Origin of the sequence: uncultured Ralstonia sp. (assembly GCA_913056305.1) — a bacterium.
In the GTDB taxonomy this organism is placed as follows: Bacteria; Pseudomonadota; Gammaproteobacteria; order Burkholderiales; family Burkholderiaceae; genus Ralstonia.
Genome location: CAJXMR010000066.1, coordinates 1 through 21,997, shown reverse-complemented (window position 1 = coordinate 21,997; position 21,997 = coordinate 1). Strand labels below are relative to the sequence as shown.

General features: G+C 59.5%; 23 protein-coding genes and 1 pseudogene. 12 read left to right on the top strand and 12 right to left on the bottom strand.

Going from position 1 to position 21,997, the window contains the following annotated elements:
- Window positions 1–454, bottom strand: a 454-nt coding sequence (locus tag QZ609_RS12775) for an alpha/beta hydrolase (protein ID WP_295495059.1), incomplete at its 3' end; no start/stop codon positions are given.
- 135 nt (window positions 455–589) lie between these two features.
- On the opposite strand from QZ609_RS12775, the gene QZ609_RS12770 reads away from it, so the two are divergent.
- Window positions 590–1,489 carry a LysR family transcriptional regulator gene (locus QZ609_RS12770; RefSeq protein WP_295495054.1) on the top strand — a complete coding sequence of 300 codons (900 nt, stop codon included), beginning with the start codon at window positions 590–592 and terminating at the stop codon, window positions 1,487–1,489.
- 117 nt (window positions 1,490–1,606) lie between these two features.
- Here the strand turns inward: QZ609_RS12770 and QZ609_RS12765 are convergent, their stop codons facing one another.
- Complete coding sequence (locus QZ609_RS12765) at window positions 1,607–2,485, bottom strand: PhzF family phenazine biosynthesis protein (RefSeq protein ID WP_295495051.1); 879 nt, start codon at window positions 2,483–2,485, stop codon at window positions 1,607–1,609.
- 46 nt (window positions 2,486–2,531) lie between these two features.
- A complete protein-coding gene (locus tag QZ609_RS12760) occupies window positions 2,532–3,542 on the bottom strand; it encodes a DJ-1/PfpI family protein (protein WP_295495064.1) in 1,011 nt (336 codons plus the stop codon).
- Between the two features lie 137 nt (window positions 3,543–3,679).
- Here QZ609_RS12760 and QZ609_RS12755 point away from each other — a divergent pair, with 137 nt between their 5' ends.
- Together QZ609_RS12755 and QZ609_RS12750 are read left to right on the top strand one after the other, a co-directional pair.
- Window positions 3,680–4,387, top strand: coding sequence for a DJ-1/PfpI family protein (locus tag QZ609_RS12755; RefSeq protein WP_295495049.1), 708 nt, complete (start codon window positions 3,680–3,682; stop codon window positions 4,385–4,387).
- 42 nt (window positions 4,388–4,429) lie between these two features.
- Window positions 4,430–5,128 (top strand): DJ-1/PfpI family protein, encoded by a 699-nt coding sequence (locus QZ609_RS12750; RefSeq protein WP_295495047.1) that lies wholly within the window; start codon window positions 4,430–4,432, stop codon window positions 5,126–5,128.
- Window positions 5,129–5,205: 77 nt separating this feature from the next.
- Here the strand turns inward: QZ609_RS12750 and QZ609_RS12745 are convergent, their stop codons facing one another.
- The 4 genes from QZ609_RS12745 to QZ609_RS12730 form a co-directional block, all read right to left on the bottom strand.
- Window positions 5,206–5,868 carry a dihydrofolate reductase family protein gene (locus tag QZ609_RS12745; RefSeq protein ID WP_295495045.1) on the bottom strand — a complete coding sequence of 221 codons (663 nt, stop codon included), beginning with the start codon at window positions 5,866–5,868 and terminating at the stop codon, window positions 5,206–5,208.
- A gap of 370 nt (window positions 5,869–6,238) precedes the next feature.
- Window positions 6,239–6,628 carry a VOC family protein gene (locus QZ609_RS12740; RefSeq protein WP_295495042.1) on the bottom strand — a complete coding sequence of 130 codons (390 nt, stop codon included), beginning with the start codon at window positions 6,626–6,628 and terminating at the stop codon, window positions 6,239–6,241.
- A gap of 32 nt (window positions 6,629–6,660) precedes the next feature.
- Window positions 6,661–7,383, bottom strand: coding sequence for a YafY family protein (locus QZ609_RS12735; protein ID WP_295495040.1), 723 nt, complete (start codon window positions 7,381–7,383; stop codon window positions 6,661–6,663).
- Between the two features lie 171 nt (window positions 7,384–7,554).
- The gene (locus QZ609_RS12730; RefSeq protein WP_295495038.1) at window positions 7,555–8,196 is read right to left on the bottom strand and encodes a GntR family transcriptional regulator; all 642 of its coding nucleotides are present in this window, start codon (window positions 8,194–8,196) and stop codon (window positions 7,555–7,557) included.
- Window positions 8,197–8,342: 146 nt separating this feature from the next.
- Here QZ609_RS12730 and QZ609_RS12725 point away from each other — a divergent pair, with 146 nt between their 5' ends.
- Window positions 8,343–8,819: an OsmC family protein gene (locus QZ609_RS12725; protein ID WP_295495035.1), complete on the top strand. Its 477-nt coding sequence runs from the start codon at window positions 8,343–8,345 to the stop codon at window positions 8,817–8,819.
- 79 nt (window positions 8,820–8,898) lie between these two features.
- Here the strand turns inward: QZ609_RS12725 and argH are convergent, their stop codons facing one another.
- The gene (gene argH / locus QZ609_RS12720; RefSeq protein WP_295495032.1) at window positions 8,899–10,422 is read right to left on the bottom strand and encodes an argininosuccinate lyase; all 1,524 of its coding nucleotides are present in this window, start codon (window positions 10,420–10,422) and stop codon (window positions 8,899–8,901) included.
- 100 nt (window positions 10,423–10,522) lie between these two features.
- Between argH and QZ609_RS12715 the strand changes: the two genes are divergently transcribed.
- Complete coding sequence (locus tag QZ609_RS12715) at window positions 10,523–11,440, top strand: LysR substrate-binding domain-containing protein (protein ID WP_295495030.1); 918 nt, start codon at window positions 10,523–10,525, stop codon at window positions 11,438–11,440.
- Between the two features lie 188 nt (window positions 11,441–11,628).
- Entirely contained in the window at window positions 11,629–12,036 is a 408-nt protein-coding gene (locus tag QZ609_RS12710) for a GNAT family N-acetyltransferase (RefSeq protein ID WP_295495028.1), read from the top strand.
- 20 nt (window positions 12,037–12,056) lie between these two features.
- Here QZ609_RS12710 and QZ609_RS12705 read toward each other — a convergent pair whose 3' ends face one another.
- Window positions 12,057–13,154: a GlxA family transcriptional regulator gene (locus tag QZ609_RS12705; RefSeq protein WP_295495024.1), complete on the bottom strand. Its 1,098-nt coding sequence runs from the start codon at window positions 13,152–13,154 to the stop codon at window positions 12,057–12,059.
- A 262-nt stretch (window positions 13,155–13,416) separates the two neighbouring features.
- Between QZ609_RS12705 and QZ609_RS12700 the strand changes: the two genes are divergently transcribed.
- Together QZ609_RS12700 and QZ609_RS12695 are read left to right on the top strand one after the other, a co-directional pair.
- Window positions 13,417–14,511 (top strand): branched-chain amino acid ABC transporter substrate-binding protein, encoded by a 1,095-nt coding sequence (locus QZ609_RS12700; protein ID WP_365901500.1) that lies wholly within the window; start codon window positions 13,417–13,419, stop codon window positions 14,509–14,511.
- Window positions 14,512–14,665: 154 nt separating this feature from the next.
- Window positions 14,666–15,694 (top strand): asparaginase, encoded by a 1,029-nt coding sequence (locus tag QZ609_RS12695; protein WP_295495022.1) that lies wholly within the window; start codon window positions 14,666–14,668, stop codon window positions 15,692–15,694.
- A gap of 18 nt (window positions 15,695–15,712) precedes the next feature.
- Here the strand turns inward: QZ609_RS12695 and QZ609_RS12690 are convergent, their stop codons facing one another.
- Both QZ609_RS12690 and QZ609_RS12685 read right to left on the bottom strand, forming a co-directional pair.
- Window positions 15,713–16,348, bottom strand: coding sequence for a glutathione S-transferase family protein (locus QZ609_RS12690; RefSeq protein WP_295495019.1), 636 nt, complete (start codon window positions 16,346–16,348; stop codon window positions 15,713–15,715).
- Window positions 16,349–16,359: 11 nt separating this feature from the next.
- Window positions 16,360–16,920, bottom strand: coding sequence for a cysteine hydrolase family protein (locus QZ609_RS12685; protein ID WP_295495017.1), 561 nt, complete (start codon window positions 16,918–16,920; stop codon window positions 16,360–16,362).
- Window positions 16,921–17,038: 118 nt separating this feature from the next.
- Between QZ609_RS12685 and QZ609_RS12680 the strand changes: the two genes are divergently transcribed.
- The 4 genes and pseudogenes from QZ609_RS12680 to QZ609_RS12665 all read left to right on the top strand — a co-directional run bounded on the left by QZ609_RS12680 (window position 17,039) and on the right by QZ609_RS12665 (window position 21,456).
- Entirely contained in the window at window positions 17,039–17,953 is a 915-nt protein-coding gene (locus QZ609_RS12680; protein ID WP_295495014.1) for a LysR family transcriptional regulator, read from the top strand.
- A gap of 144 nt (window positions 17,954–18,097) precedes the next feature.
- A pseudogene (locus QZ609_RS12675) lies at window positions 18,098–18,361 on the top strand (Lrp/AsnC ligand binding domain-containing protein); the annotation flags it as partial.
- A 243-nt stretch (window positions 18,362–18,604) separates the two neighbouring features.
- Window positions 18,605–19,246 (top strand): hypothetical protein, encoded by a 642-nt coding sequence (locus QZ609_RS12670; protein ID WP_295495011.1) that lies wholly within the window; start codon window positions 18,605–18,607, stop codon window positions 19,244–19,246.
- Window positions 19,243–21,456 (top strand): hypothetical protein, encoded by a 2,214-nt coding sequence (locus QZ609_RS12665; protein ID WP_295495008.1) that lies wholly within the window; start codon window positions 19,243–19,245, stop codon window positions 21,454–21,456. The genes QZ609_RS12670 and QZ609_RS12665 overlap by 4 nt, the downstream gene beginning before the upstream one ends.
- A 329-nt stretch (window positions 21,457–21,785) precedes the next feature.
- Here QZ609_RS12665 and QZ609_RS12660 read toward each other — a convergent pair.
- The coding region (locus tag QZ609_RS12660; protein WP_365901492.1) for a hypothetical protein at window positions 21,786–21,997 on the bottom strand (212 nt) is incomplete at its 5' end.

Below are 21,997 nucleotides of genomic sequence, written 5' to 3'. Positions count from 1 at the left end.
CAGTAGACGCAACTTGTTCGACCAGTTCGCGTTTCTCCGCGAGAAGGTAGTCCTTGGATACATCAACGACCGACTGTCCTTCGGACGGCGCGAAAGCGGCAACGTACACCAGGGCTTTGACGTTCTCCTGCTTGCCTGCTTCGGTAACGGCAACGCCGCCCCACGAATGGCCCACGAGAACGACGGGCCCGGTCTGCCTATCCAGAACGCGTCGAGTGGCCGCAACGTCATCGGCCAGCGAGCTCAACGGGTTCTGCACGGCCACCACCTTCAGCCCCTTTTCTTCGAGCAAGGGAATGACTTGGTTCCACGTCGAGCCGTCGGCAAACGCCCCATGCACAAGGACAACTGTGGGCTTCTGAATCTCGGCAGCGGCGGCAGGCGTGGAGGCCGAGACCGCTGCTGCGGTCCCGAGAGCGGCAGCGATGATGGCTGTTTTTGCGCTGGATGACATGTGATTTCCTTTCAAAAATAGAGCTGACGGAGGTCGGCGGAAGGCGTTGTGCCGATTGCGATGTCACACTGTATATTTGAAAAAAAACACCTACAATGCGCCTATGTTTTCATCACTTGAAACGTAAAATTTCCAATGGACCGACTGGCATGCATGAAGGTGTTCGTTAGAGCTGCAGAGCTAGGCTCCATCTCTTCAGCGGCTACCGAACTGAATTTGTCGTCGCAGTTGGCCGGCAAACACATACGCATGCTGGAAGACGGGCTAGGCATCAAGCTGCTGAACAGAACAACCCGCCGGCAAAGCCTGACAGACAGCGGTCGGCTGTTTTACGAGCGCGCGAAAAATATCCTGGCGGAGATGGAAGCTGCCGAGGCCCTCATGGCAGAAACGAGGTCAGAACCCAGGGGAAGACTTCGCATCAGCGCGCCGATCACATTCGGCAGTCACGGGCTTGCACCAGAGCTGCCGGAATACTTGAGACAACATCCTGAGGTTTCCGTGGACCTCAGCCTGACCAATCGCACCGTCGATCTGGTGGAGGAAGGCTTCGACGTTGTTTTTCGCACGGGAGACCTCCCCGACAGCAGCCTGATTGCAAGACGCCTGGCCCCCCTTCGATTGGTCCTGTGTGCGGCACCCAGCTACATAGAGTCTGCAGACCAGTTGCGAACACCTCAGGATCTGCCCGAGCACGAATGTCTCGTTTTCTCTCACACCTCGCTGCGCACCCAATGGTCATTTGACGGTCCTGGGGGGCGAGTGTCTGTGCCGATCAATGGCCGTTTTTCCACCAACACTGGAGAAGCGCTTCGTGCGGCCGCAGTGGCGGGCATGGGCATCCTGCTTCAGCCATATGAGCTTGTGACATACGAGATAGAAGCCGGTCGGCTAATACGACTCCTGCCAGAGTACGAACCACCTGCTCGCGCATTGCATGCGCTGTACGCTTCAGACAGACAAATGACGCCGAAGCTGCGAAGCTTTTTAGACTTTGCAGTCCAGAGGTTCGGCGAGAAGCACGTTAAGGGCTGAAGCCCCCTAAAGGGGACCAAACAGCATGGCTGCAAACGAGGGCTTCGTATGACTCACGATTAGAAGCGTCGATTCGGACCTGCGCATAGCAAGTCCGATCAGGCAGCAGGCAAGTCGTCAGATCGACAACTGACCATCCACGCAGGTCACTGCAACGCCGCCAACCTGAATACCTTCCTCGCTCACGGCCAGGCGCAACACTCCCGCACGCCCCAAGACAGCGCCTTGAGATGACAAGAACGCACTGCCGAAATGAGAGGTTTGCCCGGTGTGACGGATGAAAACGCCCACACTGCCATTGCCGCTGCCGCAGACAGGATCTTCATTAACGCCAAGCGAAGGGGCAAACGCACGGACTTCAATACGTGCAGGCGCAGGCTGGTCATACTCACCAAAGATGACCACGCCTGTGGCCTTGGCCTTGGTGTCCAGTACCTTCATGCGCGGCAGATCCGGCTGGGTTGACAGTACTGCCTGAGCACTTGGCAACTGCGCAACGATCCAGCGCGTGCCAACATCGATCAGGCTCGGAGTGAACTCACGCAGAAGCGGGCTGCCCAAAATGCCTTCAAGCTCGCTGACTTGGGCCTCGTCCAACGGGAACACAGACGGTTCTGGTAGTGCAAATGAGATCCACTGCTCGCCATCTTGGGTGCGCTCGACCTTGAGCCTGATCAGACCGGCCTCGCACTCTTGCACCAGCTCACCGTTTTTTGGCGCGATAAGGCCGGCCTCCAGCAGCGCATGGGCCGTACCGATGGTGGGATGGCCTGCAAAAGGCAGCTCGGCACCCGGAGTAAAGATACGAACCCGATAATCCGCTTCCGGGCTTGTTTTCGCTACGACAAAGGTCGTTTCTGACAGGTTGGTCCAGTTTGCGATTTGCTGCATCTGTTCCGTAGTGAGTCCATCCGCACGTAAGACGACTGCAACCGGATTGCCTTTAAATCGGACACTGGTAAAAACATCGACTTGCTTGAATGGGATACTTGCCATTGATCACTCCTAAAATAATCTTCGTTAGCGCCGGCCCATCGGGGGCTCACGACACACGCCCAAACCGTTCCCGATACTCGTTCGGGCCGACTTGCTGAACGCGGATGAACGTGCGCCGCATGGTTTCTTCCGTCCCAAAGCCGCAACGCGCCGCAATGCGCTTGATTGGCAGTTGCGTCTCGATCAGCATCTGTCGCGCCGCCTCGACGCGCAGCCGCTCCACGGCACGTTGCGGCGTCAGACCGGTGGCCTCGCGATAGCGACGTAAAAACGTGCGCTCACTCATGCCGGCTTCATGCGCGAGGCGGGGCAACGATAGATCGTCAGCCAGATGCTCCGCCAGCCACGCATGTAGCTGTGCGAAATGCTCGTCCGCCGACTGCAGCGCCAGCGCGGCGCTGAATTGCGCCTGGCCGCCGGGTCGTTTGAGGAACACCACGAGGTTGCGCGCAACGTCGAGCCCCACCGCGCGACCGAGATCCGCCTCGACCAGCGCGAGCGACAGGTCAATGCCCGCCGTCACGCCGGCGGACGTCCAGATGCTCCCGTCGCGCACAAAGATCGGATCGGCATCGACTTGCACCTGCGGATACTCGCGCGATAGCTGATCGCAATACCGCCAGTGCGTGACCGCGCGCCGTCCATCGAGCAAGCCGGCAGCAGCCAGTAGAAACGCGCCGGTGCAGACCGACGCCACGCGTCGTGCGCCGGCGGCACGCGTGCGCAGCCAGTCACGCAGCGCCTCGTCCTGCGCGGCCCTCACAACGCCTCGGCCGCCGGCAACGATCAGCGTGTCGAGCGGGGTGGCGCTGTCGGTCAAGCCCTCGGTCACGAACGAGAGCCCGGACGTGGTCTTCACCTGCGTGCCCGCTGGTGCGACAACCCGAACTTCATAGGGCATCGCGTTACCGCGCTCCGCGGCATGCTCATTTGCCGCCGTGAAAACCTGCGCCGGGCCGGCGATGTCGAGCATCTGGACGTCCGGGAAAGCCAGCAGTTCGATGCGCATCGGCCGTGGCGGACGCGATGGCGGGATTTGTGGGTTCATTGGCGGCATCGCCAAACGATAGAGCAATACATTGGCCCTGTCGAGCTTGATCATCACGGGCGATCCGGCCATCCAAGCCGCGCCGATTCGGACGCCGCCGTGCTCGAAGCGACCTCGCCCACCCGCCGCCGCAAGGAGACTCACCCATGGCCCACGAAGACACGCCTCTCACTATCGGTTCGCTCGTATTTGATGGTCTCGACCAGATCGATTTGACCGGGCCCTTCGAGGTCCTATCGCGGCTGCCGGGCGCCACGCACCGGCTTTACGCGCGCACGACCGAGCCCGTACGCGACGTGCAGGGGTTGCGCCTGGTCCCGGACGCCGCTCTGCACGACGCGCCGCCGCTCGATATCTTGCACGTGCCGGGCGGCCCTGGGCAGCAGGCATTGATGCACGACGCGGTCGTGCTCGACTGGCTGCGTGCGCAGGCGGCGGGCGCGCGAAAGGTCTTCTCGGTGTGTACTGGCGCGCTGCTGCTTGGCGCGGCCGGGTTGCTGCGCGGCCGGCACGCGACGACACACTGGAACTCGTTGCATCTTCTGCCACTGTTCGGTGCGACGCCGGTCGATGAACGTGTCGTGGTGGACGGCGACTGGATATTCGCCGCAGGTGTGACGTCCGGAATTGACGGAGCACTGCGGCTCGCGGCCGAGATGTTTGGCGACGCGGTCGCGCAACGCATCCAGCTCAACATGGCCTACGCGCCCGAGCCGCCTTTCAACAGTGGCACGCCTGAAACAGCGCCCGCCGATGTGCTGGCGGCGGCGCGCGCAGCATTTGCCGACCTCACCGCCCAGCGGGAATTCACCGCACGCGAGATCGCAATGCAGCTCGGTATCGCCGTGCGCTGATGCCGGCTAAGAGAGATCGATTCAAAATTAAAGGTAAATGACATGTCTACGACGATGGCTGCTCCAACGCGCGTTGCGATGCTGGCTTACCCGAAGTTCACGGCGTTGGACCTGATCGGCCCGCATCAGATTCTTGCCAGTCTCCCCGGCATGCAGGTCGACCTGGTTGCCAAAACCACCGAGCCCGTCGTGACCGACCGGCAGATCTCGATCACGCCGGCGAAGTCCTTCTCAGCGTGTGAAGCCGACTACGACATCCTCTTGGTCCCGGGCGGCATCAGCACCCATTTGATGGTCGAAGACGCCGAGACACTGGCATTCCTGGCGAGGATTGGCGAGAAGGCAGCCTATGTCACCAGCGTGTGTACGGGATCCGTGATCCTTGCGGCTGCGGGGTTGCTCAAGGGCTATCGCGCGACTTCGCATTGGGCGTATCGCGACATCCTGGCCGACTACGGAGCGATCCCGGACAAGGCGCGGTTCGTGGTGGACCGAAATCGCGTGACCGGTGGCGGCGTGACCGCCGGGGTCGATTTCGGGCTCCATCTCGCGGCGATCCTGCGGGGGAGTGACGTGGCCAAGATGATTCAGCTCGTCTTCGAGTATGACCCGAAGCCGCCATTCGACGCGGGCGATCCGGATAGGGTGGCCCCGGAGGTGCTCGCCGCCGCAGTCACGCGCCTCGAGCCGCTCGTGGCCCCCGTCCGTGAGGCGGCCCGAAGGTTTGCCGCTCGGAACTAGTCAACGCGGGTGCCGGGGATTCGCTGTCCGAGCGCTAAGGCCGCAGCCTGTCAGAGCCGTGGGCCTTGAGCGCGTGGTTAGGCGCCCGTGTGCCCTTGGCGCCGCAGGATGACATGCGTGGCCTTCTCCGACGCTACCGATTCAACGCATTCGTATCCCAGCGCCCGCAAGTCAACCCCTTCGAACAGTGACTCTCCCTGGCCGAGCAGGACCGGCGAGATCGCAATGTGCAGTTCATCAATGAGGCCCTCACGAAGATACTGCCGGACTGTGTTTGGCCCACCGCCGATCCGCACGTCCATGCCGGCAGCGGCCTCGCGTGCACGGTCGAGCGCCTCGTGAATGCCCCCTGTGATGAAGTGGAACGTCGTGCCGCCGTCCATCTCGATGGGGGGACGCGCCTGATGGGTCAAGACGAAGACGGGAGCGTGATACGGTGGGTTATCTCCCCACCAGCCTTTCCAGTTGGTGTCCGGCCAGTCTCCACGAATGGGGCCGAACATGTTCCGCCCAAGAATCCAGGCCCCAACATTCTGGAAGCCACGGGCGGCGAAATCATCGTCAATTCCGGTTGTGCCGCCATCCTTGCCGAACAAGGCCCGCTGGAACGTGCGTGTTGGGACTAGCCACTGGTGCAGCTCCGTCCCGCCCACGCCGAGCGGATTGTTGATGTCTTGATTCGGACCTGCTCCGTATCCGTCGAGCGAGATGGTGAAGCCGTTAACGCGTACGCGTGCCATCGTTTGCCTCCGTTTAGACGCTTAACAGACAATCAACGGACGCTGGCGTCCGGACATGGCTATTGGTAGGGAAAGATGGTGTCGTGCGCAAGCTTTTGTCTTCACGGCGAGTCGCGTCCAAGCTGTCTCGACACCACGGTCAATGTACCGGACACCAGTGAGGGCAGTAAATCCGCATCATTGCCCGGTTTGGAGACAGGCCAGAAGCAACGCTCAACGACCGCTGGTGGCCGGTGATTGCACTACCTGCGGCCGGCAGCTTCCGACCCACAAGCAACATTCGTGTCATCCCAAACCGGCCATTCGCGAATGGACGAACAGCTAAGCTACCGGCGGCCGTGATAAGGGCCTGAAGTCAGGGAAGCTCACCTTAGTCCGGGGACACTCCACGCGCGGGTCGAGAAAATATGTTGACGAGATTTCCATCCGGGTCACGCAACAGTAGCGAGCGATTTCCCCACGGCATCAAGGTCGTCGGCATCACGATGGGCGTCCCCGACGCATTCATCCGTTCGAATACTGCGTCGACGTCCTCCACTTCGAGCTCCAGGATCGCCGACTGATTCGCAGCCGCGGTAGCAGCACCGACATTGAAGAGCTGGATCAGATGCTCGGACGAAATCGCAAGCACCGCCCCTTCGAATCGCATTTCGGCAAATCCATCCGCCAGCCGTGCAGCCTCGATACCGGAAAGCCTTTGGTAAAACTCGACCAGCCCTTCGAAATTCCGGGTGACTACACGAACAGAGGCGAACTTCATTTTGAGCTCCTGGCTAAGAAAGGAAGCTCAGTCTAATGGCGGACCCTGTCAGATTCTGGCAGTATCCTGCGGCTCGCCGCGTCGTTGGCCTTCCTCCACTCGCGAAGCAGCGTTGCTCGTCTTTTCGGGTAGCGCTCCTCCATTCGCTCGACGTCCGAGATCCGGTCCGAGCGGAAATTCCGAAAGTCTGCTCGAAGCTCGCACCAGCACATCAGCACCCGCGCCTGGTCGAAATAGACCAGGGCAAAGGGCCAAACGACACGCTGCGAATGAACGCCACTGCCGTCCACATAAGTCATCTTGAGCTTTTGCTCTGCTCGGACTGCGGCACGTAGAAGATCAGACGAGACCGTGTGGGCAGGTCCTTTCAACGGCGCGCCCACCAGCAGCGACGATTCCTCCAGCTCGCGACGCAGTTCTGTGGGCAGTACGGCGGCGACCTTCGCAAGCGTGCTCAGCGCACCGGCCGACAGCGTCTTGTCGCAGCGATCGGCTACCCAGCGCATGCCAAGAACCAGCGCGTCGAGTTCCTCCGAACTGAACATCATGGGCGGCAGCATGAAGCCCGGTTTCATCACGTAACCAACGCCCGGCTCCCCCTCGATCGTGGCGCCTTGCGCCTGCAAACTGGCGATGTCCCGGTATAGCGTGCGGATGCTCACGCCGAGCTCCTCGGCCAATATTTGACCGCTCACGGGACGTCGATAACGCCGCAACAGTTGCAAGAGACGAAGGAGACGTTCGGAGCGGGTCATACGTGAATCCTGATATCGACACTGGGGTGATCGACGCCCAAGTCGAATGCAAGCGTTGGCGTCCAGACAGACATTGCATTGTCGACGATCTATGCGGCACTGTTGAACGTGTCAACTGGCCGATTGGAGACGGTCTGTCAGTGCGGGAGGCAACCCGCGCGCAGTCTCTCTTCAGTCGCTTTCGACAAGCTGCATGACGATGGCCCTGGCCGAATCGAGATGGGCGACGGTCATCGCGCGGGCGCCGCGCGCGTTACCGTCCCGGCACGCCTGCAGGATGTTCTCGTGCTCGATCTGGAAGGAAGGCGTATCCGCAAGCAAGGTGCTCTGCAGTCGCTCATAACGTTCGACCTGGCCGCGCAGTTCTTCGATCGCGTTCAGTTGACGGGCATTGCCGCAGCACGAATACAGCAGCGTGTGGAATTCCCGGTTGAGCTCTCCCTGCCGCTGCGCGGAGCCCGCATCGCCCAGCAAGCGGTGGACAAGCTCGGCGCGTGCCAGCGTCTCGTCATCGAGTTGCTTCACGCTGCGGAAGATCGCATCTCCTTCAAGCAGCGTCCGCAAGTCGTAGATCTCCTTCACGTCTGCCGCCGTCAGCGTGCGCACGACTGCGCCGCGGTTTCTGAAGATGTCGAGCAAGCCTTCGCGCGCCAGTTGTTGAATGGCCTCGCGCATCGGAATCCGGCTGATCCCGAACCGGTCGGCCAGGTCGCGCTCGACCAGCCGCTCGCCGCCCTGCAGCTCGCCGTTGGTAATCATCTCCCGCAACGATGCGGCCACCGTGTCTGCCGTGGAGTCGAATTTTGCTTCCATGATCGCGTGCTCGTTCAAGTGGAATAATGGTATACCAAGTTGAGTTCCCATGCCAGAATGCGGCCGGCAGGTCAGGGCGACGGGTGAGCGCCAGCGCGGCGGGTTCATCGTCTACGTTCAACGTTTCGATAGCGAAGGAGAGCACCATGGCACACGGCGAACACCAATACCGCGTTTCAGTGCAGTGGATCGGCAACAAGGGCACCGGCACATCTGGGTACCGCCAGTACGGCCGCGATCACGTGATCCGCGCGGGGTCCAAGCCGGACATTCTGGGTTCGTCAGATGCGGCGTTCCTCGGCGATGCCGCGCGCTGGAACCCGGAGGATCTGCTGCTGGCTTCGGTCTCGGCTTGCCACAAGCTTTGGTACCTGCATCTGTGTGCCAATGCAGGCATCTGTGTCGTCGGCTACGTCGACCACGCAGAAGGGACGATGATCGACAGCCCCGACGGTGGACGCTTCACGGGAGTGGTCTTGCACCCCCAGGTGACCATTCGCTCAGGCGACGACCCTGCGCTGGCCGCCAAGCTGCATCACGAAGCGCACGCGCAATGCTATGTGGCGAACTCGGTCAATTTTCCTGTGCGGTGTGAGCCGAAGATTGAGGTCGCTGGCGCGTGAGGCCGTTCGCCCACAGCCGATGCCAGTCGTCCTGATCCGCCGGCAACGCATCGCGTATTTGAATCGTGTCGGACATTCGCTAGATCCCCTTCATCGGCATGACTGGCCGGTGAAACTCCGCAACGCGAGCGCGAAGCCCGTCACTGGCTTGCTCGATCGACGCGCAGATGCTTTGGTGCGCTTCCACATCTGTAGCAAGCTGCCGCTCCGACTGCGTGAGCAGCGATGCCATGTCGTGGCCCGACGGGCCGCCGCCGTTCGTTCTGCGCTCAACCGCAGCGCGCGGGTCGAGCGCTTGTGCGATCTCCTCCCGAGACAGTGATAGCGCCCGCCCCGTCGTTTCCTGGGCGGCGCGCGATACGAGATCCGGTGGAATGTCTGCGACGCCCAATCCCGCATCGATCGCCAACCTGACAACACGCCCCGTGATGTGATGCGCTTCCTTGAACGAAAGCCCCTTCTTCTGCACGAGCAAGTCGGCCAGATCCGTTGCCGTTGAAAAATTCACGCCGGCCAGTTCTGCCATGCGTTGGGTGTTTGGCATGGCCCGGTTGATGACCTGGTCCACCACCGGAATCGTATCGACCAGCTCGTCAACGGCTTGCCAAAGCCAATGCAGGCTGTCGGCGTTGGAATCGAGCGCGTGCGAGTAGGGCGCAGCTCGGAACGACGCAAAGCCCGTGACCAGCGCGCCGAGCACATGAGACTGGCGCCCCTTGAGAAACTCCTGCACGGCCTGGTTCTTCTTCTGCGGCATGATGCTGGACGTAATCGCCAACGAGTCCGGCAGGGTCAGCGTCGAAAACTCGAACGTCGACATCAGGTAGAAGTCTTGCGCAAGGCGCCCGAAGGTGGTCGCCACAAACAGCGCGGCGCACAGCAGTTCAAGAAGCGGGTCCTTGCTTGCGACTGCATCCAGCGCGTGGGCAACGGGCGCGGAAAATCCAAGCAGCGCAGCCACAGCGTGGCGATCGATGGGAAAGGTCGTGCCGGCCATCGCGCCAGCGCCGAGCGGACACTGATTCAATCGATGAAATGCGCCCAGCAGCCGATCGAAGTCGCGTTTCAGACCGCGCTCAACGCCGGACAGATAGAAGCCGTAAGTGATCGGCTGCGCATGCTGAAGGTGCGTATAACCGGGCATCACGCAGTCCGTGTACTTCGCTGCCTGGTGGAGGAGCGAGCGCCGTAACGACAGGGTTCCGGCGATGAGTGACAAGGCAACCTCGCGCGCTCTCATGCAGTCCAGCGTCGACTGGAGGTCGTTCCTGCTGCGCGCCGTGTGCAGGCGCCCACCAATGTCCTGACCCAGGCGACGAATGACCTCGGCTTCGTAGTTGAAGTAGACGTCTTCCAGCGACGCGTCCAACGTGAAGGCGGCCGGTCCGGCCATGGCCAGCTCATCAATGACGGCCAGCAGGCTGGATGCCGTTTCACGCTCCAGCAGCCCGGTGTCGTGCAGCATCACGACATGGGCCTGGTTGATCTGCGTGAGCAAGGGAAGCGACGGCGCGAAGGATTGCGCGATCCACGGCAGGAAGATCGCTGTTTGTGCCTCGCGGGACAGCGCCTCGTGCAGGAGACCGCTGACTTTGGATTCCATAAGAGCCCCCATCGGAAGAATGACGATGATGGGTATTAGGGCTGTTCAAGGGTATGAGATCAAGCTACATTTTTGACTCTGTACAGTCCAGGAGCTCATGATGATCACGCTCAAGCAGATCGAGGCGTTTCGCGCCGTGATGCTCGGCAACAGCATGACCGAGGCCGCCAAGATGCTCTTCGTGACGCAGTCTGCGGTGAGCAAGATCATGCGGGAATTCGAGGAGGCAATCGGCTTCGAGCTGTTCTCGCGTCGCAAAGGGGGGCTGCTGCCGACGGCTGCGGCGAAGGCGCTGTACGTGGAAGTCGAGCGCGTGTTCGTGGGGCTCGATCAGGTGGTGCGCACTGCGGAGCGCATTCGCCTCGGGCAGGAAGGCCGGCTGCGGATCGTGGCGATGTCGACCGTGTCGTGCGGCTTCCTGCAGTCCGTGATCGCAGCGTTTCGGGAGCAGCATCCGCAGGTCAGCGTCTCGATCGAGACCTACAACTCGCACGAAGTGATCAACCTGGTGGCTTCAGGGCTGTTCGACCTGGGTTTTGCGACCAGCCCGGTGGACACCGACAAGGTCGTCGCAGAATCACTCTGGAAAGTCCGGTGCGTTTGCATCCTGCCGCCTGAGCATCGTCTGGCGAAGAAGCGCACCGTCACGCCGGCAGATCTCCAGGATGAAAACTTCATCTCCCTTGGGTCTGGCAATACGACCCGGCTGGCCATCGATAGCGTGTTCCGGTCGGCAAACATCCATCGCAAGACCGAGATGGACGCCAGCTGGTCCATCGCCGTCAGCTCCATGGTGTCGAGTGGCCTCGGAGTGTCGGTCATCGATCCCTTTACCGCACAGGTCGCGAAGCAATGCGGATGCGTCGTGCGCCCCTTCTCGCCGCCGATCGACTACGCATTCGCGGTCCTGCGTCCGCAGGGGGCACCTGCCAACGCGCTGGTTGACGCGTTCATCCAGGCCGTTCAGCGGCACCTCGTCAAGTTGAAGCTCGTCGGCGCTGACCAGCAAGCGCAGTAGTCGCGGAGTGCGCTCGCTGATCCATGCCGCAACAGGTCCGGATGGGGTATGAGGTGGAGGAATCTGTTTATGAAGACATGTGCCTTGACCGCATTTGCATGTCCGCCTCTAATAGACCGCAAGCCACCTTGCAGGCAGCGGTCTGAACGGGCAGGGTTCCTTTGAGCAAGCGATCCGGAGCAAAAATCATGAGCAGCATTGAGATTACGTACAAGCACAACCTTCCGCTCGATCCCCAGGACGTGGTTCGGGTGTTTCAGGCGTCGGGCATTACCCGCCCGGTGAACGATCTGGCGCGTATCGCACGCATGTTTGCCGCGCCTGCACTGACGATCTCCGCGTGGCATCAGGATCGCTTGGTCGGGCTGTCCCGTTCGCTCACGGACTATGCGTACTGCTGTTACTTGTCGGACCTGGCCGTCGACAAGGAATACCAGGGCCACGGCATCGGCAAGGAGCTCGTCCAGCGCACGCGCGATACGGTGGGCGAGGAGGTGAGCGTCGTCCTGCTCTCAGCGCCTGGGGCCATGTCGTACTACCCAGGCTTGAATTTTTCGCCTGCGGACAATGCATTCATCATCAAGCGAAAGCGGTGATTGCACTCCGTCGGGGTCCGTCAGCTGGACTCGGCGGTTTTGGCGTGCGCCGGCATCGATGCACGAGTCTGCCCTGGGGTCATGCCGTACATCGCTTTGAAATCGCGAATGAAATGGGCGGCATCGGCAAAGCCACACTCGTAGGCGATGACGGTCACGCGCCGATCGCTATTCAGCAACAGCCATCGGGCATAGCGCAGCCGCATCAGCCGGTAGAACTCCTTGGGCGACAGACCCGTCTCGGCCAGGAAGCTGCGTTGCAACTGACGCGCGCTGGTGCCCGTCATGCGCGCGACCACCGCGATGCTGAGCGGGGCTTCGATGTTCTCTTCCATCAGCACAATGGCATGCCGAACGGCACGATCGCCAACCGCCAAGTAACCCAACGCCTTGCGCCGCTCGACAAATGAGCGGCCGCCCCGCCTGCTGACGGTCATCTGGTGGATCACTTTGGAGGCCCGGTCTGCTCCGCAGTGCAGGCCAATCAAGTGCGCCGCCAATTCGAGCACCGATACGCCACCCGCACACGTGATGCGGTCGCCGTCCGCCTCGTAGTCGCGGTGGGTGACGGCGCGCAGGCCGGGGAACATCGCCTTGTAGTCTTCGTAGTGGAAGGCATGCACGCAGGCGACGCGATCTTGCATCAAGCCCGCGCGCGCCAGCACGAAGCTACCCGTGCACAAGCCGATCAGGGGCACCCCAGCCGCGCTCGCGCCTTGCAGGTAGGTCCAGTGGCGCCGGTCAACACTATCCAACTGGGGCAGCAGGCCGCCGATCACCACCAGATAGTCGAATTGCTCTGGTGAACCATGCAGCCCTTGCACCGGTACGCCGACACCGCAGCTTGCCTCGACCGTTTCACCCGCGCCAAGCAGGGTCCAGGTGCACCGGAGCGGGCGGCTTTGGTCGCCCACGTCCGCGGCATGGCGCAGCGCGTCGCAAAAGCCCGCCAGCGATAGCAACGGAAAGGTCGGCCACAGAAGAAAGCCGACACGCAATTCGATGCCGGCAGGCGCATCCGCAGTGGTGCCGGCATGGCTGACCGCATCCAGTTGTGCAACCAATTCACGCCCAAGCTGCGCATTTTCCTGCTGACCGGTCTTGTCGGCATTTGCCATGGCAGCCTCGGAGTCGTCGGGTTGGCGTCAAGTATAGGGGTGCCGCACGTCAATCCGGCGATGTCGCATTTCTTCTATTTTTTTTCGGATCGGTGCAATTCCGTCGCGTCGCATGTCACTAGATTTACGCATGTCGAACACGTGCAGCCGGTGCCAAGGCTGCACGCCGCAGACCTAGACAACGATAGCAATCACGGAAGAGGAGAGGCTCATGACAACCACGTTTTCCCGAGCGCTGAGCATCAGCTTCGGCAGCAGTCTGATGGTGCTGGGTGCGTCCGGCGCCTTGGCGGACGATGTAGTGAAAATCGGCCATGCTGCCCCGCTGACGGGCGTGAATGCCCACTTGGGCAAAGACACTGAAAACGGCGCACGGCTGGCCGTTGAGGAGATCAACGCCCAAGGACTCATCATCAAGGGGCGCAAGGTCCGGCTCGAGCTGGATGGTCAGGATGACGCCTCCGACCCGCGTCAGGGCACCCAGGTTGCTCAGAAACTGGTGGACGATCAGGTGGCCGCAGTCGTCGGCCATATGAACTCGGGCACCAGCATTCCCGCGGCCAAGATCTACAGCGATGCAGGCATCGTACAAATCTCGCCTTCGGCCACGAACCCGGCCTATACCCAGCAGGGCTTCAAGACCACCTACCGTGTCGTGGCAACCGATGCCCAGCAAGGCCCGGCGCTGGCCAGCTATGCAAAGACCGCGCTGAATGCCAAGACGGTCGCCATCGTCGACGATGCAACAGCCTACGGCCAAGGCCTGGCCAACGAGTTTGAAAAGTACGCCAAAGCCAACGGCCTGACGGTCCTGTCGCACGACGCCACCAGCGACAAAGCCGTGGACTTTCGCGCCATCCTCACCAAGATCAAGGGCAAGCGCCCGGACATCATCATGTACGGCGGTATGGATGCCACGGGCGGCCCATTTGCCAAGCAGGCGCGAGAGCTCGCCATCAATGCACGCGTTTTGGGTGGCGACGGGCTTTGCGCCGATTCGCTCGCGCAACTGGCGGGCGCAGCGGCGGATAACGTGGTCTGTTCCATCGCCGGCATGCCGCTGGAAAAGATGCCCAACGGCCCGGCGTTCTCCAAGCGCTACGAGGCGCGTTTCGGCCAACGCGTGCAGCTCAACGCGCCGTTTGCCTACGACGCGGTCTACATCATCGTGGAGGCGATGAAGCGCGCTCAATCGACAAAGGCGGCCGACGTTCTGGCGGCATTGCCTGCCACGAACTACACCGGTGTGCTGGGCCAGATCCAGTTTGATGACAAGGGTGATGTGAAGCAGCGCGCGATCTCGCTCTACAACTACAAGAACGGCAAACAGTCGCTGCTTGATGTCGTGAAGATGTAAGCGTGGATCCGCTGGTCGCCACAAGCTGCAGCGGATCCAGTCATGTCCGGGGCGACCCCTCCGGTGCAAGGGTTGCGTGTGGCTTGCTACCACACGCCTTTTTTTCTTTCATGATCGAGAGCCTGTCGGCACGGTCTCACGGAGGAGTCGTTTCATGGCCGCATCCACGGCAAGCCTGCGCACGGCAGATCGTGCATTGCCTCGCCTCGTGCTGATCGGCACCGGCGGCACGATCGCCGGGAAAGGCGAATCGGCCGTCAACACGTCCACCTATGACTGCTCGGTGCTGCGCGTGGATGAAATCCTGGCCAACTTGCCGACGGCGGCCTGCGTTGCACACATCCGCACAGAACAGCTATTCCAGATCGGGTCGGAGAACTTCGCCAACGATCACCTGCTCACACTGGGGCGGCGCGTGGCGGCGCTGCTCTCGGACGACAACGTGGATGGGGTCGTGATCACACATGGCACCGACACGATCGATGAGACCGCCTACTTCCTGCACCTGACGATCAAAAGCACCAAGCCGGTGGTGGTTGTGGGCGCGATGCGGCCGCCTTCAGCGCTGAGCGCTGACGGGCCCCTCAACCTGTACAACGCGATCGTTGTGGCCGCGAGCCCCGATGCTCATGGTAAGGGCACGCTGGTCGTGACCAACGACGAGATCCACACCGCCCGTGACGTCGTGAAGTCCAACACCTTCAAGCAGGAGGCTTTTCGCTCGCCTTACGGGCCGCTTGGCTACATCGTGGAAGGGGTGCCGCGCTTCTATCGGCTCACCGCACGCAGTCACACGGTCAACTCCGAATGGTCCATCGATTGCATCCACAGCCTTCCCGAGGTCGGCATCGTCTACGCGCACAGCGGCATGACGGACGCCACCGTGCACGCGCTGCTTGACTCGGGGGTGAGCGCGATCATCTACGCGGCAACAGGCAATGGCAATGTGGCCGATCGGGTGGTGGGCGCGCTGGTGGAAGCGCGTCGGCGGGGCGTGCACGTCATCCGGGCCTCGCGCACAGGCGGGGGCGTCGTGCTGCGCAACGGCTCGCAGCCCGACGACCGTTATGACTGGGTGGTGGCAGATGACCAGGTACCGCACAAGGCACGCATCCTCGCGATGCTGGCACTGACGTGCTCAGGTGACTCGGCCAGGCTGCAGCACGCTTTCATGTCGTACTAGCACACGGTTAGCGGACGTTCAGCGTCGCTGCTCTCGCGCTGCCTCCGCAATCCACTCCTGCACCGGGCCCAGACGCTCGATTCTGTCCATATAGTCCGCGACGGCTTGCGACGCAACGGCCAACCCGTAAGTCCGAAACCGCAGCATCACCGGAATAAAGTACGCATCCGCAATCGAGAACCCGCCGAAGAGGAAAGGTCCTTCATATTGCATCAGGCACGCCTCCCAAATCTGCTCAATGCGCTGCACATCGCGCCTGACCTCAACGATGTCCAATGCGTGTTGCCCAGCGGCCGCCTCGCGCGCGCATATATCCAGATGCAGCACCCGTCGCAGATCGCTGAATCCGGCGTGCATTTCAGCGCAAATGCTTCGCGCATGTGCCCGCGCTTTTGTGTCCTGCGGCCACAGGGTCTTGTCGGGAAATTGCTCCGCGAGGTACTCGCATATCGACATGGAATCCCAGACCACCTGATCATCAAGAACAAGGCAAGGTATGCGTCCAGAAGGCGAATAGCGCGCAATGCACTGCGCTGTATCGGATCGATTCAGGACCACCTTCACCTCCTCGAAAGGGATCGCGAAATAGCGCATGACGATCCACGCGCGCATGGTCCAGGAAGAGACATTCTTGCTGCCGGTAACGAGTTTCATCGCCGCCTCGTCTACAGACCGGCGACGACCGTGGCGGTGTCGACCACCGTCGCGAACTCTCCGTGCAGGCTCGCCAGCGCGGTATCGTGCATCTGTTCGGCGCTGAAGTTCTTGCCGTCTGGTCCACGGCGCTCGAACGTCGCGGTGGCATCCGACACGATGTAGGTCGCGAAGCCGAAATTGCCGGCCATGCGCGTCGTCGTCGAGACGCAATGATCGGTCGTAATGCCGACGATCACGAGGGTTGCGGCGTCTCTGGATCGCAGCCGTTGCTCAAGGTCAGTCCCGATAAAGCAGCTGTTCACATCCTTGTAAATCACCGGCTCGTCGGGCAACGGTTGGGCTTCCGGCTTGACCTTGAAACCCGGACGGTCCGGATGGAACAGGCTCTCGGGTCGGGGGGAGCGATGCTGGACATGAATGATCGGCCGTTGCGTTTTTCTCCAGCCGGCAAGCAGCGCAGCGATATTGGCCTCGGCTTCCGGATTGTTTCGTTGACCCCACCTTGGGTTGTTAAACGCCTGTTGCACATCAATCACGATCAAAACGGTATCCAGCGGCAGCGAGTTCATGCGAATTTCCCTTCAATGGAAGATGACCGACAAAACGCATCTTCCGGACGCGCGCTGGCCGCGCCAACCGAAATTCCATATAGTTGGCGCTTATCCATGAACGATTTCGATTGCCGGAATGAGAAAGCCGAAGCTCAATCAGCTTGAGATGCTGGTCGCCGTTGCCGACGCCGGCAGCTTTGGCGCCGCCGCGGCGGAACTGGGGTGCACCCAATCGCGCATCAGCCATGCGATCACGGAGTTGGAAGACAGCCTGGCAATGCGGTTGCTGGTGCGTTCCCGCACGGGCTGCGTGCCGACCGATGCCGGCCACGGCGTGCTTGCCAAGGCCCGCCTGATACTGCGTCTGACGGGCAGCCTGGTCGACGTTGCGCAAGACAATGCGGCGGTGATTGGCCGAGTGAGCATCGCTTGCTTTCGCAGCGTCGGCACCCACTTGCTACCCCGGACATTGGAGGCGCTCGCTGTCGAATATCCCGGCATACGGGTTGACGTGGATGACAGCTGCGAAGAGCGTGAAGAGGTGACGCAAGCCGTTGAAGAAGGCCGCGCCGATATCGGTGTCGCACACCTGCCGGTCGGGCCGGATCTGGTGACGCGCCCTTACGTAGCGGATTCTTATGTGCTGGTGACACCCGCCTCGCTAACGTTGCGCGCACCGGTCACGTGGGAGCAATTCAGCAACGTCCCTTATATCCAGCTCAACTGCTCCGGTGCACTTGCGATACTGGAACAATGTCGCGAGGCAGGTTTCAGCCCCGAGCTTTCGCGCACATTGGCGACCGACACCGGCATCGCGGCCATGGTCAGGCAAGGCATCGGATACTCCATCCTGCCTCGTCTGGCAGTCTTTCCTGCGCCGGATGGCGTCCGAATCGCCGATCTGCCGATTCCTGCGAAACGCCAGTTTGCACTGGTGGCATTGGCAGACAACGCTCGCTTGAAGCCGGTGCAGATCGTCATGCGCTTCATTCGCAATCAACGTCTCGTCATGCAGAGCGACGCATTTCGCGCAGGCGTTGTCAGTTGGTAGCCAGAGTCGATATGCCCGGGTCGTTCAGATGCCGACCGCTGCTATCAGATCGAAACGTGAGCCTATGAAGGGGGCGAAGCCGCAACGCGGGAAAAGATCGCCACCCGGATTGCCCAATACCCTGAAGGCTTCCTTGTCATTGAGCTGGTGCTGATTGGGGTGGTGCTGGACCGCTCCACGCCGGAGTCCTTCGCCGCCTTCGAAAAGGCAACGCAGACCCTCTCTGGCTGCATGGAGTGCCACCTGGTGACGGGGGAGCTCGACGACTTCCTGCTGATCCGTACGCGGGATTCAGAGAGCTTTACGCGGCTGAATGCGGAGCAACTGCTGTGTCTGCCGGGGGTGCGGCAGATGCGGTCGTTTATGGGGTTGAGGGAGGTGATGAGTCGGACGGAGGTGGCGGTGTAGGGGTATTATCAAGTCTTCTCAGTCCGTTAGCCGGAGAGCAGAGCCTCATCGCTCTCGCTCTCGGAAAAATCTCGTCAACTCTGACCTGCTGGTTCACCTTGTTTTGGGTTCTCGTCTGGATATCCGGGGAGGGGTGAGTTCGTGGTGCTCGTTCTAGTTGGTGTTATGGTGCTGGCCGATAGTGGGCGTCGTGTGGCCGTGCCGATGTATATTTCAATATTCTGATCGCGACCATTACTCGACATGCGTAAGACCTACTGCCGCATAGCCGCCTTCATAGATTGGAACTCCCAGCTTCGGCTTTCTGGGATAGATGCTAGTGATCACCCTTTGAGTGCCGCGCGGGCCGCCTTCAAGAACACGGCTCGGCGTGTAGCGGCATGTTTGCATGCTATAAATTCTGAGATGCAATTTAAGGTCGATATTCGACTTTATAATGGGTGGCATAAAGGCTATGAGCCATCCCAGAATCGCAAGGCAATTAAACAAGTAATCGCGGAAACGGATTTTTTGACTCTATCTTCAAGGCCAAAAATATTGTTTTCCGCGGAAATTGGGTTTGGTGATTGCCTTCTTTCTGCGTTGCCTGATCGTATGCATTCAACGCCAGCAATTCATCTTCCGAACACTCTGCGAGATCAAGGGCATAGCAAGATGGAGGAGAAGATGGTTGACACCGCCTTAGCTTCGGATTTGATTGTGACGGCCTATCAGGAGCCAGAGACGTGGATTTTGGTGGCGGCAGAGGATGATGATGTTGTTCCGCCGATTTTTGTGGCAGAGGCGATTATAAAGCGGGCCGGATCAAGAGTGCTTTTGCTGAGTAGTCGAAGGCGAGCAAAGAATTTCCTTAAGTTAGAAGATATTTCCGTGGAGCTCCGATGAATCGAGAAAAACTAGTTGAAGAGTTGAGCCCATTTTCCGACATTGGAGTGCCAATCCAAAAAGTAACGGAAAAGGATGGCAGGCTAACGTTACGTATGACTCGCGATGCCAAGCCACTCAAAGTGGTTTTCGATATCTCTACGGGAAAAGTGCAAACTACGTGGGGTAGTGCCCCCGCTCGTAGTCATGCTTCGTTTGCTGCGATGTTGGCATCCGAGGGTTTTGCGAATCTCAGGCGGTGGGCTGATTCACAGAAAGAGCTTCTAAAGCGCAGCGTAGTTACACATAAAAAACTAATCCCGATCAATGGTGGGACACATGAGGGCTTCGTGGTCCAGGGTATTGAAGAAGCAGACGCTCTCATGGGAAAAGACCGACAGCGGAGTGATGCGGTCGAGGTTCTGCTTGTCGATGGGCCCGCAGGAATCGGTAAAACAAACCTAATTGAACAGCTCGCGCTTTTTCGAGCGGAGAATTATAGAGCAACAGCTCGACCGCTGGTGTTGCATGTCAAAAGTCGAGGGCGAGTTTTGTCGAATATTCAGGATTTGATGGCTTTTAGTCTTCAGACACTTCGTTCGACCATAACATACGATCAGATTCCAGTCCTTGTTCGCTATGGTCTCGTCATTATTGCGATCGATGGATTCGATGAGCTCGGTGATCCAAACGGGTATGAGTTGGCGTGGGCGCAGTTGAGCGATTTAGTAACCTACGTTAGGGGGGCGGGTACCGTAATATTGTCTGGGCGAGACACCTTCATTGGGCGTGATCGTCTGATGAAAGATGTTCACGCGCTTCGCGATGGTGTCGACATCGTCACCGCTCTGACGCTCAAGTCACCGACTCCAGGCCAGGCTAAGGATTGGTTAAAAATTCATCAATGGACTGATTTAAATTTTGATTTGCCATCTATATCGGTGCTGCTTGAGGAAGAATCATTTGCGTTACGGCCAGTATTTCTAACGCTGCTGGCGGAGCACGTTAAGCCAAAACAACTTCAAGATAAGCCGGGAAATTATCTTACGTCAATGCTTGTAAGCCACATGGTTGCGCGTGAGGCGAGGCTTTTTGGTAAGGCAGTTGAATCAAGGCTATCCCAGGATGCTATTGGTAGTTTTGTTGTTAATTTTCTGTATGAGACGGCGCGTGATATGGCTGATTCTCAGACTGAGTCCTTGGACATCAATTCTCTGGCGTGGATTGCAGAGGCCGCGCTTGGGGATGGGCATCCACCAGAATTGGTTGGGTTAATTAAAAATCGTGCCAGTGTGATTGCATTTTTGGCACCCGATGAGCGATCGGGATATCAAAGATTCATCAATTCTCAGTTGATGAACTATTTCCTGGCACGCGTTACCATCGATGCGGTTCAGTGTGGTGATTTTCCAAAATTTTTGCGAAGAAATCTACTGGGGTCAGAGTTTCTTTCTGTGTTCATTGATGTGGCCGCAGAGGTTTCAATTTCAGAGCCAATTAAAATTGAGAGATTTATTGAATGCGCGATCAGATTTTGCCAAACCCACACGTATGTTGATCGTGGAATAAGAAATGTTGGTGCGCTTATTTTCTCCGTGTTGCCGTATTTTAACGAAAACAACGGAAAATTTGTCAGTGGTCCTCAGATTGACGAGGCGGTTCTCCGGGGTACGGCGAATTTTGTTAACCTAGTTGATATCGTTGTAAATCAATTTGATTGTCGTGGGGCTGATCTCGCCGCGGTAAATTTCGATAATGTAAACATTGTCAATCTGATCGCTGATGATGGGTCGCGATTTTCTGAGTCGTTCCCGGTTCCACGCACTATTACTGATGGTGCCGGACGTCAAATCTCGGGAGTCGCTGAGGTCGAACAGTGGCTGAATTCGCGAGGACGCCGACAGGAGGAAACGGTCGAACGTGGGTTGGCATCAGAAACGCTGCGAAAGCATCCCGTTTACAAGCTGCTTGGACGGGTTTGCCGTATTCGACAGTATTGGCTGCGTGCAGAGGATGATCTTGTCGGCGCCAAGGTCTTCCAAGACTTGAATTGGCCGATGCTGATCTCTGTGCTTCGTAAAAATGACCTTCTGCGCGAGGAGACGCGACAGGCCTCTGGTCGTTCATCAGCTTTTGTACATATCCGCCAAAGAGAGCGAATCCTCGCGGAAGACCGCGCAGATGAAAGCATCGCGCGTTTTTATAGAGACCTTGCAAGCGCTATCAAATGAATGGTGCCGAGGGGTATGGCGATGTGGTAGCGATGGTCAGTGAATTGTTTGGCCGCTTGCCTCATGTATCTGGTCAAGGAGTTTCAAGGCTGTGCAGCTTGCTGTGAAGGTCCTGCAACACGATTTATCGACAACGTTCCAGCACAGTAGGTCTCTCTCGCCGGCGATAATTTATGCCGGCGAGAGACGCTGGAGGCCGCAATGTCGGTCCCGGTGACTGACAGAGACCCGGCTCTGTGTAATCGGCCAGTGTAATAGATTGGCCCCAGCAGGCTTCCCATCGTCCCGAGGAAGCTGCACATCCTTTTACTCGAACCCTACCCTTCAGTTCACTCCAACTCCTTCAACAACTGCCACCGATACAAATCCACCAACACCCCCTCCAGCGTGGTGAGCACGTACACCCCGAGCGCATCCAAAAACCCCGCCCGATACTCCGGCGATTTCTCCAGAACAAAGAGCTGATACTCCCACCGCAGCGCCTTCGGCTCGAAGTGCCGATGCAGCTTCAACCCCGCCTGCGTCCGCCGCAGAAAATCCC